Raw genomic sequence first — 13,663 nt, forward strand, 5'->3', positions numbered from 1 at the left:
GATCTATTGATTATCGCTATGTGGCCGCAGTAATCAAGGTCAGTTAATTGAAAGTCTCAAATAGTTGTTTGAAATTTGGCAATTTGACAAGGTTCTGTTTTTCAAGCCTAACTAATTGAGTTAATTCACTCTATATTTTCAATTAACCCCTACACAGTAACAGCAATACCCGTTACATTAACCCGCATCCCCTTTAGATGGTTCAAAGTATGTTTCATCCTATTTCGTTGTTTGTTGGCCTACGCTATTTGAAAGGCCGTTCAGGTGATCGCTTTAGCCGTTTTGTTTCTTATATGTCGACGGCAGGTATCACCATTGGTGTGCTGTCTTTGGTTACTGTTTTATCGGTAATGAATGGATTCGAAGCGCAGTTAAAAGACCGAATTCTTGGTGTTCTTCCTCAGGCCGTGGTTTATGAGCAAGGCGGCACCACCTCTCTTTCTGCTAAAGCGCCTAATTTTGCAGAGCAAATGTCTCTTAATGGTCACGTTGAGCCGATTGTTCGCAGTGAGGCAGTAATTCAGAGTCCGGCTCAGTTATCTGCAGGGCTGTTAATCGGCATTGAGCCTAATTCAGATGACCCTCTTCAGAACCACTTAATTGCAGGTCGATTGTCTTCACTTAAAGCGGGTCAGTATCAGCTATTTCTTGGTCATACCTTGGCGAGAAATTTGAAGGTATCTATGGGTGACAAAGTTCGCCTGATGGTGACCAGCGCTAGCCAATACACACCATTAGGTCGTATTCCAAGCCAACGAAATTTCACTGTTGCTGGTATTTTTAATACTGGCTCTGATATCGATGCTCAATTGATGGTGACAGATATTAAAGATGCTGGGCGTTTGATGCGCTACAAATCAGATACCATTTCAGGCTGGAGACTATTTTTTGAAGACCCGTTTGAAGTCGCAGAGTTATCGACTCAACCATTACCTGAAGGTTGGTTGTGGAGTGATTGGCGAGACCAACGTGGCGAGCTGTTTCAAGCGGTGCGCATGGAAAAGAATATGATGGGCTTGATGCTTGGTCTTATCATCGGTGTTGCTGCATTTAATATTATTTCCGCGCTTATTATGGTGGTGATGGAGAAGCAGTCTGAAGTCGCGATTCTTAAAACACAAGGCATGACCGATGGTCAAGTCATGGGAATCTTTATGGTTCAAGGTGCAAGTAGTGGCGTTATTGGGGCGCTCTCTGGTGGAGTGTTGGGCGTTGCCCTAGCAATGAACCTTAATACCATTTTAGAGGCGATGGGGGTTGCTCTATTCTCATTTGGTGGCCAACTACCAATTTTAATCAACCCAATTCAAATCGCCGTTGTTGTGGTTTTGGCTATCGCACTTAGCTTGATTGCCACTGTATTCCCTTCTTATCGTGCATCGTCTGTGAAACCTGCTGAGGCCCTTCGTTATGAGTAATTTTCTTCAATGTAATGATATCCGTAAAACGTACCGTGAAGGCTCGTTAGATACAGAGGTGCTCAAGGGAGTCAGCTTTGAAATCGAAAAGGGTGAGCTAGTAGCAATCATCGGCACCTCTGGCTCGGGCAAAAGTACCTTGCTACATATCTTAGGCGCGCTTGATGATGCCTCTGCAGGCAGTGTGAGTTTTCTTGGTCAGGACTTAGCATCTTTGAGTTCAAATAAGCAAGCGAAGCTTCGCAATCAACATCTCGGTTTTGTTTATCAATTCCACCACCTTCTTTCTGATTTTTCTGCACTAGAAAACGTAGCTATGCCGTTACTTATTGGCGGCGAGAAACCTGCGAAAGCAAAACAAGAAGCTCAACTGTTACTTGATAAAGTTGGGTTAAGTCACCGTGTTGATCACCGACCTTCAGAACTTTCTGGTGGTGAAAGACAGCGTGTGGCAATTGCTCGTGCATTGGTAAACAAACCTGCTTTAGTTTTAGCTGATGAGCCGACTGGTAACCTTGACCACAATACCGCACTGTCAATTTACGACTTAATGCGTGAGCTCAACCGTGAATACGATACCGCCTTTTTAGTGGTGACCCATGATGGCGAACTCGCAGCCAAAATGGACCGTCAATTGCACATGCAAGATGGCTTGTTGGTTAACGTAGAAAAAGAGGAGAGCTAAGTGTTTTCTTCTTTATCTCTATTGATAGGCGGTCGATTTAGCCGAGCGAAACAGCGAGACAAGATGGTGTCGTTCATCTCTTTGTCTTCGACAATCGGCATTGCGGTTGGTGTCGCCGTGATCATTATCGGCTTGTCGGCCATGAATGGTTTTGAGCGTGAGCTTGAATCACGCGTGCTTTCTGTTATTCCACACGGTGAGTTTGAGGGCGTGAACGAGCCAGTAACTCGCTGGGAACATGTGATCGAACAGTCCGAAAAAAACGACAAGGTTGTGGCAGCTGCGCCTTATGTAAAAATTACAGCGCTTGCTGAAAAGGGCAAAGAGTTGAAAGCGATCGAAGTGCGCGGCGTTGACCCTAAGCGTGAGCAAGAAGTCTCGAGCTTGTCTAACTTCATCGACAAACAAGCTTGGAGTGAATTTAAGTCGGGGCAACAACAGATCATCTTGGGCTCAGGTGTAGCATATGTGCTTGGCGCTAAAGTCGGTGATTATCTGACTTTGATGATTCCAACGGTGAATGGTTCTGTGAAGGTTCAGGCGCCAAAACGTGTTCGAGTGAAAGTGGTGGGTTTGCTGACGCTTAATGGTCAGATAGACCACAGCTTGGCTCTAATCCCTATTGGTGATGCTCAAGTCTACGCAAACTTAGGTGAAGCGGTGACTGGAGTCTCTTTAAAAGTGACCGATGTGCTGAACGCGAACTCTATTGTGCGCGAAGTGGGCAATCAGCTTGATGTGTACGTGTATCTACGAAGCTGGCAACAGAAGTTTGGCTTCTTGTATCGAGATATCCAATTGGTTCGCACCATCATGTATCTGGTGATGGTACTGGTTATTGGCGTCGCTTGTTTCAATATTGTCTCGACTTTAATGATGGCAGTGAAAGACAGAGCATCAGAGATCGCGATCTTAAGAACCATGGGTGCATCAGATGGTCTAGTGAAGCGCATCTTTGTTTGGCAGGGCGTATTCTCAGGTGTGTTAGGCAGTTTAGTGGGGAGTGCGATAGGTGTGTTGGTGGCACTTAACCTCACTACGCTTATTAAAGGGCTTGAAAAGCTGGTCGATCACCAGTTCTTGTCCGGTGACATTTACTTTGTCGACTTTTTGCCATCACAGTTGGATATGACGGATGTTGTTGTTGTGTCCGGTACTGCGATTGTGTTGAGTTTGCTGGCGACATGGTATCCAGCATCACGAGCGGCGAAGTTAAATCCGGCCTCGGTGCTTAGTTCTAAATAATCAGCAGTCAGTTCTCTAGTAGATACAAAAAAGGATCCCAATGGGATCCTTTTTTATTGAATTCAATTCGTGTTCTTTACGACTTTCGTTACATGCCAATCTTGCAGAGGTCAGCGGCTCATCTGATTTTAACTTGTGTGCATTTTAAGTGAAGCGCATACAAGGTTAGATTGAATGACAAGGAACGGTCGTTCAGTACCTTGCTTGTCGCTTTTTCCAACTTCTTACTACTGAGTAACGCCATAAACCGCGAATACCAAAGTAGCCAGTCATTGCTGAAACCACCCCACAAATCAGACAACCCAATAAGAACGGAGGCCCAATGGTGCTCATCTGCGCCAAGATGAAGTCCCAAGACAATTCGAAGTGAAAGGCTTGCGGCGGAACATGCATAACAAACGCCCCGACTTTATAAGCAAAGTAGAAGAGAACGGGCATGGTGACCGGGTTACTGATCCAAACAAGTGCGACAGCCAGAGGCAGATTAACGCCACATGCGACGGCAAGGCCTGCAGACATAATCATTTGACTTGGTAGAGGGACAAACGCCATGAATAACCCAACAGCGAACGCGCCAGCCGCAGAGCGACGATTAAGGCACCATAAGTTGGGGTTGTACAAAACATTGCCAAAAACTTTCAATGCTTTCTGACGCTTGATTAACTCATGGTCAGGCATAAATCGTTTGATAAACTTTCTTGGCATAGGAGGAAGCTACTCTCTTGTTTAACACTTGGTTCTTGATTTCATTTGCTGCGACAGTTGTGTCTGCCAGCTTCTGGCCTGTGATGCCACATTGGGTTTGGGCACCATTGATGCTGTTGCTACTGCTAGCATCAACAAAGTATAGCGTTTTCCGGAGTGCAAGAGGTCCAGTAACAGCATTGATACTAGTTATCTGCCTAGGGAATGCGATTGAAATACAAACGAGTCGCTTATTCCAATCAGGGCAGAATACTACCATAAATGCTTCGGTTGTTAGCCTTTTTAGTGAAAATAGCCACGGTTTTGAAAGCGTAATAGTAGCCAGATCAATTAGCGGCGAAAAATTAATCTCTCCTCAATTGATAAAATTGCGTTTATTCACCCCTTTTAAGTTAACGCTTGGAGATGATGTCAATTTATCTGTGTCCATAAAGCCTGTATGGGGCAAACTCAATGAAGCAGGCTTTGATTTAGAAAAGTACTTGTTTAGTGCAGGCGTGGTTGCCAATGCAACTTACAGGGCCGATACCAAATATCGAATACACTCTAGCACCAACTTGCGAGCCCAATGGTTTGAAACCAGCCTTGAAAGGTTAAGTCGGCTGACAAACCAAGACCTCATTATGGCTTTAAGCTTTGGGTATCGGGAGCTCATTCATCCTCATCGGTGGGATTTACTTAAAAGTAGTGGCTTAATTCATTTGATGGCTATCTCGGGACTCCATATCGGGATTGCCTTTGGTTTCGGTTATCAGTTAGGCAAGATATTCAGGTTACTTTCACCTTCATATCTTTGGCTTCCTACGATGTTCGGGCTCGGTTTGGCCTATTTCTATAGTTGGTTTGCTGGGTTCACGCTGCCAACTTTAAGAGCTTTAGTGATGTGCGTCATCGCCAGTTATTTTTTGTGGCGTGGGCAGAATATCAGTTTGCTTCGGTATGTCGCTTTAAGTCTGTGCGTGGTTCTGCTGATTTGGCCGTTTTCAGTCTTGTCGAGCAGTCTTTGGTTGTCCTTTGGTGCATTGGGCGCCGTTCTATATATCGCTTTAAATTGTCAGCCTTCATCTTCAGTCTCTACATTTTTCGATCGAGTATTGTTGCTCATTAAGATCCAACTGATACTTACACTCCTGATCGCGCCGTTTTCCATGCTGTTTTTCAAAGGGGTCAGTTTAGTCTCTGTTTTCTACAATTTACTTCTTTTGCCTTGGGTATCGATGGTGACGATCCCGCTGTTGTTTCTGGCAATGTTTCTTAGCTTAATATCGGAGTCAGTGTCTAGTACGCTTGAACTCGGAGTGATAGAGAATGGTTTTGTTAGCCAACTGTGGAAGTTGGTCGACTTGTCGCTTGAGCCTCTCGTATATAGCCTTCCTTTCTCTGAGCGATTTTGGATTCAAGTCGATAATCATACAATTGAGTTATTTGTATTCCTTATTTTGTTTTTCGGCTTTGTTGGTCGATACCTCAAGCAAGCACTATCGATATTGCTAATTGCGCTGTTTGTGCTGTGGTGGGAATTCAGCAAACCCCAGCAAGAAAAGCTAACCATCGATATATTGGATGTTGGACACGGGTTGTCTTTAGTGTTGGAAAAGAACAATCAGATTGTTGTTTATGATCTTGGCAATGCGTGGCCAGGAGGCTCGGTTGTTGAGTCTTTGTTGATTCCTACTTTGAATCAGCGGGGGATTCATGAATTAGAAGGCGTGATTGTGAGTCATTTCGATTCTGACCATGCTGGTGGTTATCCGGCGTTGCTTGAAAACTACAACCCTAAGTGGATAAGAACCAGTCAGAATATTAATCAACAACCCCAATCTACCACTCCAGCTCTGCCTAATATTCAAGCATGTACTCTTGGTGAGGTTTGGAACTGGCAAGGTATTGTTTTTGAAGTGTTATGGCCTCCCAAGCAAGTGAAGAGGGCGTACAACCCACATTCGTGCGTGGTCAAGATATCAGACTCAAATACAGATTTCTCGATGTTGCTCACTGGCGATGTTGAACTAGTAAGTGAGTGGTTACTTGCCCGTGAAGGTGAACGGCTTAGGAGTAATGTCATGTTGGTTCCGCATCATGGCAGTGATTCGTCATCGATTAAGTCGTTTATTGAGGCCGTGTCACCTCAGCTGGCGATAGCTTCTCTAGCCAAAGGAAATCAGTGGGGAATGCCAAGTGCGTCTGTTGTTGAACGCTATCAGGAAGCGGGGAGTACTTGGCTAGATACTGGAGACAGCGGACAAATAACCATCACTCTTAGCAAAGAAGGTTGGCAATATCATGCGATTAGAGAACAACAAGGCGGGCAGTGGTATAGGCAGATGCTTCGTAAGGGAGTAGAATAGATAGATTATTGTGAGAAAATTAAGCGATTCTATGTCAACACAAACAGATGAAACTACCTGGGTCACATTTAAAAGACTTTGGACTTATATTCGACTATATAAGGCCGGCCTAGGTGTTGCGGTAATTGCGCTTATTATAAATGCCGTTTCTGATACCTATATGATTTCCTTACTAAAGCCGTTACTTGATGAAGGCTTTGGTAATGCTGAATCTGACTTTTTACGTACACTTCCACTTATTATCTTTGCCATGATGTTCGTTCGTGGTGTCAGTGGTTTTGTTTCAACCTACTGTTTGAGCTGGGTCTCTGGCAATGTGGTTATGGAAATTCGTCGTAAAATATTCAGCCATTTCATGCACATGCCTGTGTCTTTCTTCGATAAAGAACAGACTGGTGCTCTGCTATCCCGAATTACTTACGATTCAGAGCAAGTGTCTGCAGCAACCAGTAAAGCGTTAGTCAGTATTGTCCGTGAAGGTGCAAGTATTATTGGCTTACTGACGCTGATGTTCTGGAACAGTTGGCAGTTGTCTTTGGTGTTATTCGCTGTAGCACCTCTTGTGGCGTGGGCGATCAGTATCGTATCGAAGCGATTCAGAAAGATCTCTAAGAACATGCAGACGAGTATGGGCCATGTGGCGTCGTCTGCAGAGCAAATGTTGAAAGGGCATAAAGTGGTTCTAACTTACGGTGGTCAAGATCTAGAAAAACACCGCTTTGATAAAGTTAGTAACCAAATGCGCCAACAAAGCATGAAGCTAATCACTGCTCAAGCGGCCGCTAACCCAATTATTCAAATGATCGCATCAGTTGCGATTGTTGTTGTTCTATTCCTTGCTAGTGTCGATTCTATTAAAGCAGAACTAACGCCAGGTACATTCACGGTTGTGTTCTCTGCAATGTTTGGTTTGTTGCGTCCACTAAAAGCGCTAACTAACGTAACATCTGAATTCCAACGCGGTATGGCAGCAAGTACGACGCTATTTGGTTTGATGGACCTAGATACAGAACAAAACAAAGGCACGTTGAAACCTGAAACCGTAACCGGTGAAGTTGCAGTAAAAGATGTGACGTTTACTTATGATGGTGCAGAGAAACCTGCTCTCGATAAGGTCAGCTTTAATATACCGAAAGGTAAGACAGTTGCGCTTGTTGGGCGGTCTGGTTCGGGTAAGAGTACCATTGCTAACCTATTCACTCGTTTTTATGACGTAGACTCTGGCTCAATTGAGCTTGATGGCCACGACATTCGCGATTACGAATTGAGAAATCTGCGTGAGCACTTTGCTCTCGTTTCTCAAAATGTGCATCTGTTTAACGATACAGTCGCGAACAACATCGCTTATGCAGCAGAAGAGCAATATACTCGCGAACAGATTGAACACGCGGCTAAACTTGCTCATGCAAGCGAATTTATCGAGGGCATGGAAAATGGCATTGATACGGTTGTGGGCGAGAATGGCGCGAGTCTTTCTGGTGGTCAAAGACAGCGTATTGCGATTGCCCGAGCTCTATTGAGAGATGCACCTGTTTTGATTCTTGATGAGGCAACATCTGCACTGGATACAGAGTCAGAGAGAGCGATTCAATCCGCACTAGAAGAGCTGCAGAAAGACAAAACAGTATTAGTTATTGCACACCGACTCTCTACCATCGAGCAAGCCGATGAAATTCTAGTGGTTGATGATGGTCATATTGTAGAAAGGGGAGCACATGCTGAGCTAATCGCGCATGATGGCGCCTATGCACAATTACACCGAATTCAGTTCAGTGGATAAGATTAGGTCTTGTTGTGATCGAAAAGATTTGGTTTAACAACCACCCGTTGAAATACCTTCTCTGGCCGCTGTTGTGGCCACTGAGTCTGCTGTTCAAAATGATCAGCGGTCAACGTCGTGATGCTTATCTATCGGGGAAGAAAGAGGCTTACCGTCCACCATTGCCAGTAATTGTTGTTGGTAATATTACCGCTGGTGGTAATGGTAAAACACCGGTCGTAATTTGGTTGGTTGAGATGCTCCAGGCCAATGGTTTTAAGCCTGGTGTCGTTTCTCGTGGCTACGGTGCAAAAGCACCAAGCTATCCGCTGGTTTTGGATGAGAATACGCCAGCAGAACACTCTGGTGATGAACCTCGTTTGATCCGAAAGCGAACAGGAGCTCCTGTTGCGGTCGACCCTGTGCGCGCGAATGCGGTGAAAGCTCTACTGAGCGAAGGGGTGAATGTCATCATCACTGATGATGGCCTTCAGCATTACGCGCTTGAACGCGATATTGAATTTGCAGTTATCGACGGCGCAAGACGCTTTGGTAGCGAGAGCTTGATTCCTTTAGGTCCATTACGAGAGCCTGTATCTCGTTTAGATGAAGTTGACTTTTTGGTGAATAATGGCGGTAAAGCGCATGGGCGAGAGTTCTCGATGTCTTTGCTTCCAAGCCAAGCGGTTAATCTGAAGACAGGCCAAAAAAGGTCTGTTTCAGAATTACAGAAGCTGGTGGCTTTTGCCGGTATTGGCCACCCACCGCGCTTTTTTAAGACATTGGAAGATCTTGATGGTGATGTGGTGTTCACACAGGGTTTCGCTGACCATCAAGATTTTGATAAAGATGAACTTCATGCCTTAGCTAAGAAAGGCATGAATCTGATTATGACAGAAAAAGACGCTGTAAAATGCGAAGAATATGCTCAAGATAACTGGTGGTATCTTCCAGTTTCTGCGCAGTTTGATGAAGATTCGCAACAGCAAATTTTAAAAAGAATAAAAGAGGTTATGGAATACTATGGATCACCGTCTACTTGAGATCGTTGCTTGCCCTGTATGTAAAGGTAAACTAACTTTTGACAAGGATAAGCAAGAGCTTGTTTGTAAAATTGATCGCCTTGCTTACCCAATTAAAGAGGGTATTCCTGTTCTTTTAGAACCTGAAGCTCGCACCGTTTCAATGGATGAGGGTAAGTAATGTCTTATACGGTTGTTATACCTGCAAGATACCAATCGAGCCGTTTACCAGGTAAGCCTCTGGCTGACATTGGTGGCAAGCCGATGATTCAATGGGTATACGAACAGTCGATGAAGGCAGGTGCTGATAACGTTATTATCGCTACCGACGACGCTCGAGTTGAAAAAGCGGCTAAAGCATTTGGCGCGACCGTTTGTATGACATCACCGAATCATGAATCAGGCACTGAGCGTCTAGCTGAAGTGATTGAAGTTATGAAGATTCCAGATGATCATATTATCGTGAATGTTCAAGGTGATGAGCCACTTATCCCACCTGCGATCATTAATCAGGTTGCGAATAACCTTGCGAACAGTACAGCTCCGATGGCAACGTTAGGTGTGGAAATTACTCATGCTGATGAAGTGTTTAATCCTAACGCAGTTAAAGTTGTAACCGATAAAGACGGTTACGCGTTATATTTTAGCCGAGCAACCATCCCTTGGGATCGCGATGCTTATGCGAACAACGGCACTGCAGCAGAATCGCCTTTGCTTCGTCATATTGGTATCTATGCTTACCGAGCGGGTTTTATCAATACCTACATCAATTGGGAACCAAGTACCCTAGAACGAATTGAGTGCCTAGAGCAACTACGCGTGCTTTGGTACGGTGAAAAAATCCACGTAGACGTTGCGGCTGAAGCGCCTGCTGCTGGGGTTGACACACCTGAAGACCTAGAAGCGGTTCGAGCTATTATTGGCTAAGCTTCTTTGAGCTGATCATAAAACACAGTAGAGCCTTGCTTGTTGCGAGGCTTTTTTCTATCTATCGAAAAGTACGCTATCGATAAGCGCGTGGGTGTCTTATTGACTTACGCAAACGGATATTGAGCTGGTTGCATTTGTTTATGCATCATCAACACGGAATTATCTGAGATTTACCTCGCTCGACTTCCAATTTTTCTCTATAATATGCCGCCTATAAAGTAGTGGCGAATCGCTAGTACAGAATAAAACTTACGACAAAACGTGGAGTAAAAGATGCCTTCTCAAAGCCCAGTGATTACGGTTGATGGACCAAGTGGTGCAGGTAAAGGTACCCTGTGTATGTTACTAGCAGATAAGCTAGGCTTTCATCTTCTAGATTCAGGCGCGATCTATCGCGTATTGGCTTTAGCGGCAATTCACCATGGTGTGGATACAGAATCAGAAGATGCTTTAGTACCGCTTGCTACACACTTAGACGTGCAGTTTATTGCTGAAGGCGACTTAGTTAAGGTTATCCTAGAAGGTGAAGATGTGTCTGGTGAACTTCGTAAAGAAGAGACTGGCATGGCGGCTTCAAAAGTTGCTGCTTTACCTCGCGTTCGAGAAGCACTGCTTCGTCGTCAACGTGCATTCAGCGCTGCGCCTGGCTTGGTTGCCGATGGCCGTGACATGGGAACGGTTGTGTTTCCTGAAGCTGAAGCGAAAATATTTTTAGATGCAAGTGCTGAAGAGCGTGCGAGTCGCCGCCTTAAACAGTTGCAACAGAAGGGGTTAGATGTTAAATTTGACGACCTTTTGAGCGAGATCCAAGAGCGAGACGACCGAGATCGTAATCGCCCAGTGGCGCCACTTCGCCCTGCAGAGGATGCTCTAGTGCTTGACTCCACCTCAATGAATATTGAGCAGGTAGTAGAAAAAGCACTACACTATATTGAATCGAAACTGGCTGGGTAATTTCGCCGAGCTAGTACGAACGTTGGTCGCAAGGATGATGACCGGCGAATTTATCAACCCCATGCGGTAGGATACCCATGGACGTTTAATTATTGAAGATTAAATAATGACTGAATCTTTTGCTCAACTCTTTGAAGAGTTTCTATCTGAAACTGAATTCCAACAAGGCAGCATCGTTAAAGGTACTGTAGTAGCTATCGAGAACGGTTTCGTTCTTGTAGACGCTGGTCTTAAGTCTGAATCTGCTATTCCTGCTGAACAATTCAAGAACGCTGCTGGCGAACTTGAAGTTGAAGTTGGTGCTGAAGTAGACGTAGCTCTAGACGCTGTTGAAGATGGTTTCGGTGAGACTCAACTTTCTCGTGAGAAAGCTAAGCGCCACGAAGCTTGGATCGTACTTGAGAAAGCTTGCGAAGAAGCTGAAACTGTTGTTGGTATCATCAACGGTAAAGTTAAAGGCGGTTTCACTGTTGAACTTAACGGTATCCGTGCTTTCCTTCCAGGTTCTCTAGTAGACGTACGTCCTATCCGTGACACTGCTCACCTAGAAAACAAAGAGCTAGAGTTCAAAGTAATCAAGCTAGACCAGAAGCGTAACAACGTTGTTGTTTCTCGTCGTGCTGTTATCGAATCTGAAAACAGTGTTGAGCGTGACGAACTTCTTGAAACTCTACAAGAAGGTACTGAAGTTAAAGGTATCGTTAAGAACCTTACTGACTACGGTGCATTCGTTGACCTTGGCGGTGTTGACGGTCTTCTACATATCACAGATATGGCTTGGAAGCGCGTTAAGCACCCATCAGAGATCGTTAACGTTGGTGACGAAATCCTAGTTAAAGTTCTTAAGTTCGATCGTGAGCGCACTCGTGTTTCACTAGGTCTTAAGCAACTAGGCGAAGATCCATGGGTAGCAATCGCTAAGCGTTACCCTGAAGGTCACAAGCTTTCTGGTCGTGTTACAAACCTAACTGACTACGGCTGCTTCGTTGAGATCGAAGAAGGCGTTGAAGGTCTAGTACACGTTTCTGAAATGGATTGGACTAACAAGAACATCCACCCTTCTAAAGTTGTTAATGTTGGCGACGAAGTTGAGGTTATGGTTCTTGATATCGACGAAGAACGTCGTCGTATCTCTCTAGGTCTGAAACAGTGTAAAGCTAACCCATGGCAGTCATTTGCAGAAATGCAAGCTAAGGGCGACAAAGTTACTGGTAAGATCAAGTCTATCACTGACTTTGGTATCTTCATCGGTCTAGAAGGCGGTATCGACGGTCTTGTACACCTATCTGACATTTCTTGGAACGCTGCCGGCGAAGAAGCTGTACGTGAATACAAGAAAGGCGACGAAATCTCTGCTGTTGTTCTAGCAGTAGATGCAGAGCGTGAGCGTATTTCTCTTGGCGTTAAGCAAATGGAAAACGACCCGTTCAACGCATACGTTGCTGACAACAAGAAAGGTGTTCTTGTAAACGGTACTGTTACTGCAGTTGACGCGAAAGGCGCTACTATCGAGCTAATCGAAGGCGTTGAAGGTTACATCCGCGCTTCTGAAGTTTCTCGCGACCGTATCGAAGATGCATCTCTAATCCTAAGCGTTGGCGACAGCGTTGAAGCGAAGTTCACTGGTGTAGACCGTAAGAACCGCGTAATCAACCTATCTATCAAAGCTAAAGATGAAGCTGATGAGCAAGAAGCAATGGCTTCACTGAACAAGTCTGAAGAAGGCGCGTTCGGTAACGCAATGGCAGACGCATTCAAAGCTGCTAAAGGCGAATAATAGCTTCTCGTTAAGAGAATTATAGCTATATAGCCAAGAAAGGAGCCGTAAGGCTCCTTTTTTTTTGCTTATTTTTCCGATAGGTCTATAATTTCTAAAAAGAAAACCAACGAGGGTAACTATGACTAAGTCTGAATTGATTGAAAGACTATGCGCTGAGCAAACGCATCTTTCTGCAAAAGAAATTGAAGACGCTGTAAAAGACATTTTAGAGCACATGGCTTCAACACTAGAAAGTGGTGATCGAATCGAAATTCGCGGCTTTGGCAGTTTTTCTCTGCATTACCGTGAACCTCGTGTTGGACGTAATCCTAAAACTGGTGACAAGGTAGAGTTGGAAGGCAAATACGTTCCTCACTTCAAACCAGGTAAAGAGCTACGCGAACGAGTAAACTCAGGACTGTAGCCTACTTATCGGAATTAAGAAAAGCGGCATACTATAATGTATGCCGCTTTTTTATGACCATAATATGGTGGTCTGATTAGTAATTTTCCTGCATAATCGTACAGCTAACCAACCAATGAGTGATGAACTATGAAAATTATAAAAATAGTCGCCGTTATCGCACTTTTCCTAATTGCACTGGCTTTAGGCTCTCAAAACCAAACAACTGTGAATTTCAACTATCTGCTAGCGCAAGGTGACTTCCACCTATCAAGTTTACTAGGCGTTGTATTCGTTTCAGGCTTTGCCCTTGCTTGGTTAGTCTTTGGCAATATGCACATGCGGTCTCAGCTAAAAATTCATCGCTTGAAGAAGCAACTCAATAAGCAATCAAAGCAGGTCGCTGCTGATACTAAAGCTTAAAGGCTATATTTG

At 44.6% G+C, this 13,663-nt stretch carries 13 protein-coding genes; 12 read left to right on the top strand and 1 reads right to left on the bottom strand.

From position 1 onward, the window contains the following. The first annotated feature begins 209 nt into the window (after positions 1-209). Genes lolC through lolE form a run of 3 tightly spaced genes read left to right on the top strand, consistent with a single transcriptional unit; the run spans position 210 to position 3,348 of the window. The gene (gene lolC, locus CWO08_RS09465; RefSeq protein ID WP_102478377.1) at positions 210-1,418 is read left to right on the top strand and encodes a lipoprotein-releasing ABC transporter permease subunit LolC; all 1,209 of its coding nucleotides are present in this window, start codon (positions 210-212) and stop codon (positions 1,416-1,418) included. Further along, positions 1,411-2,103, top strand: coding sequence for a lipoprotein-releasing ABC transporter ATP-binding protein LolD (gene lolD, locus CWO08_RS09470; protein WP_102478378.1), 693 nt, complete (start codon positions 1,411-1,413; stop codon positions 2,101-2,103). Before lolC ends, lolD begins: the two co-directional genes overlap by 8 nt. Further along, a complete protein-coding gene (gene lolE, locus CWO08_RS09475; protein WP_102478379.1) occupies positions 2,104-3,348 on the top strand; it encodes a lipoprotein-releasing ABC transporter permease subunit LolE in 1,245 nt (414 codons plus the stop codon). It begins immediately after the preceding gene. Between the two features lie 192 nt (positions 3,349-3,540). Here the strand turns inward: lolE and CWO08_RS09480 are convergent, their stop codons facing one another. Further along, the gene (locus tag CWO08_RS09480) at positions 3,541-4,053 is read right to left on the bottom strand and encodes a DUF2062 domain-containing protein (protein ID WP_048658288.1); all 513 of its coding nucleotides are present in this window, start codon (positions 4,051-4,053) and stop codon (positions 3,541-3,543) included. Positions 4,054-4,070: 17 nt separating this feature from the next. On the opposite strand from CWO08_RS09480, the gene CWO08_RS09485 reads away from it, so the two are divergent. The 9 genes from CWO08_RS09485 (at position 4,071) to CWO08_RS09525 (ending at position 13,651) form a co-directional block, all read left to right on the top strand. Next, positions 4,071-6,401 carry a DNA internalization-related competence protein ComEC/Rec2 gene (locus CWO08_RS09485; protein WP_108020345.1) on the top strand — a complete coding sequence of 777 codons (2,331 nt, stop codon included), beginning with the start codon at positions 4,071-4,073 and terminating at the stop codon, positions 6,399-6,401. A gap of 31 nt (positions 6,402-6,432) precedes the next feature. After that, positions 6,433-8,181 carry a lipid A ABC transporter ATP-binding protein/permease MsbA gene (gene msbA / locus CWO08_RS09490; RefSeq protein WP_102478381.1) on the top strand — a complete coding sequence of 583 codons (1,749 nt, stop codon included), beginning with the start codon at positions 6,433-6,435 and terminating at the stop codon, positions 8,179-8,181. 14 nt (positions 8,182-8,195) lie between these two features. Next, positions 8,196-9,203 (top strand): tetraacyldisaccharide 4'-kinase, encoded by a 1,008-nt coding sequence (gene lpxK, locus CWO08_RS09495; protein WP_102432599.1) that lies wholly within the window; start codon positions 8,196-8,198, stop codon positions 9,201-9,203. Continuing rightward, positions 9,184-9,363, top strand: a complete 180-nt coding sequence (locus CWO08_RS09500) for a Trm112 family protein (protein ID WP_004736429.1) — start codon at positions 9,184-9,186, stop codon at positions 9,361-9,363. The genes lpxK and CWO08_RS09500 overlap by 20 nt, the downstream gene beginning before the upstream one ends. Continuing rightward, positions 9,363-10,109: a 3-deoxy-manno-octulosonate cytidylyltransferase gene (kdsB, locus tag CWO08_RS09505; RefSeq protein ID WP_009847141.1), complete on the top strand. Its 747-nt coding sequence runs from the start codon at positions 9,363-9,365 to the stop codon at positions 10,107-10,109. The genes CWO08_RS09500 and kdsB overlap by 1 nt, the downstream gene beginning before the upstream one ends. Before the next feature lie 276 nt (positions 10,110-10,385). Then, positions 10,386-11,066, top strand: coding sequence for a (d)CMP kinase (gene cmk, locus CWO08_RS09510; protein ID WP_017060237.1), 681 nt, complete (start codon positions 10,386-10,388; stop codon positions 11,064-11,066). A gap of 106 nt (positions 11,067-11,172) precedes the next feature. Next, positions 11,173-12,843 carry a 30S ribosomal protein S1 gene (gene rpsA, locus CWO08_RS09515; protein WP_010439921.1) on the top strand — a complete coding sequence of 557 codons (1,671 nt, stop codon included), beginning with the start codon at positions 11,173-11,175 and terminating at the stop codon, positions 12,841-12,843. Between the two features lie 121 nt (positions 12,844-12,964). Continuing rightward, entirely contained in the window at positions 12,965-13,249 is a 285-nt protein-coding gene (gene ihfB, locus CWO08_RS09520; protein ID WP_010439923.1) for an integration host factor subunit beta, read from the top strand. Positions 13,250-13,378: 129 nt separating this feature from the next. Continuing rightward, a complete protein-coding gene (locus CWO08_RS09525) occupies positions 13,379-13,651 on the top strand; it encodes a LapA family protein (protein ID WP_017066774.1) in 273 nt (90 codons plus the stop codon). The last annotated feature ends 12 nt before the right edge of the window (positions 13,652-13,663 follow it).

Source organism: Vibrio sp. 10N.286.48.B8 (assembly GCF_003050085.1).
GTDB classification, from domain to species: domain Bacteria; phylum Pseudomonadota; class Gammaproteobacteria; order Enterobacterales; family Vibrionaceae; genus Vibrio; species Vibrio crassostreae.

What these genes read in the sequence shown, in the direction of transcription:
- CWO08_RS09525 (WP_017066774.1), top strand. Translation starts at nt 13,379, where the DNA reads ATGAAAATTATAAAAATAGTCGCCGTTATCGCACTTTTCCTAATTGCA.
- rpsA (WP_010439921.1), top strand. Translation starts at nt 11,173, where the DNA reads ATGACTGAATCTTTTGCTCAACTCTTTGAAGAGTTTCTATCTGAAACT.
- lolC (WP_102478377.1), top strand. Translation starts at nt 210, where the DNA reads ATGTTTCATCCTATTTCGTTGTTTGTTGGCCTACGCTATTTGAAAGGC.
- cmk (WP_017060237.1), top strand. Translation starts at nt 10,386, where the DNA reads ATGCCTTCTCAAAGCCCAGTGATTACGGTTGATGGACCAAGTGGTGCA.
- CWO08_RS09500 (WP_004736429.1), top strand. Translation starts at nt 9,184, where the DNA reads ATGGATCACCGTCTACTTGAGATCGTTGCTTGCCCTGTATGTAAAGGT.
- lolD (WP_102478378.1), top strand. Translation starts at nt 1,411, where the DNA reads ATGAGTAATTTTCTTCAATGTAATGATATCCGTAAAACGTACCGTGAA.
- kdsB (WP_009847141.1), top strand. Translation starts at nt 9,363, where the DNA reads ATGTCTTATACGGTTGTTATACCTGCAAGATACCAATCGAGCCGTTTA.
- msbA (WP_102478381.1), top strand. Translation starts at nt 6,433, where the DNA reads ATGTCAACACAAACAGATGAAACTACCTGGGTCACATTTAAAAGACTT.
- ihfB (WP_010439923.1), top strand. Translation starts at nt 12,965, where the DNA reads ATGACTAAGTCTGAATTGATTGAAAGACTATGCGCTGAGCAAACGCAT.
- CWO08_RS09480 (WP_048658288.1), bottom strand. Translation starts at nt 4,053, where the DNA reads ATGCCAAGAAAGTTTATCAAACGATTTATGCCTGACCATGAGTTAATC.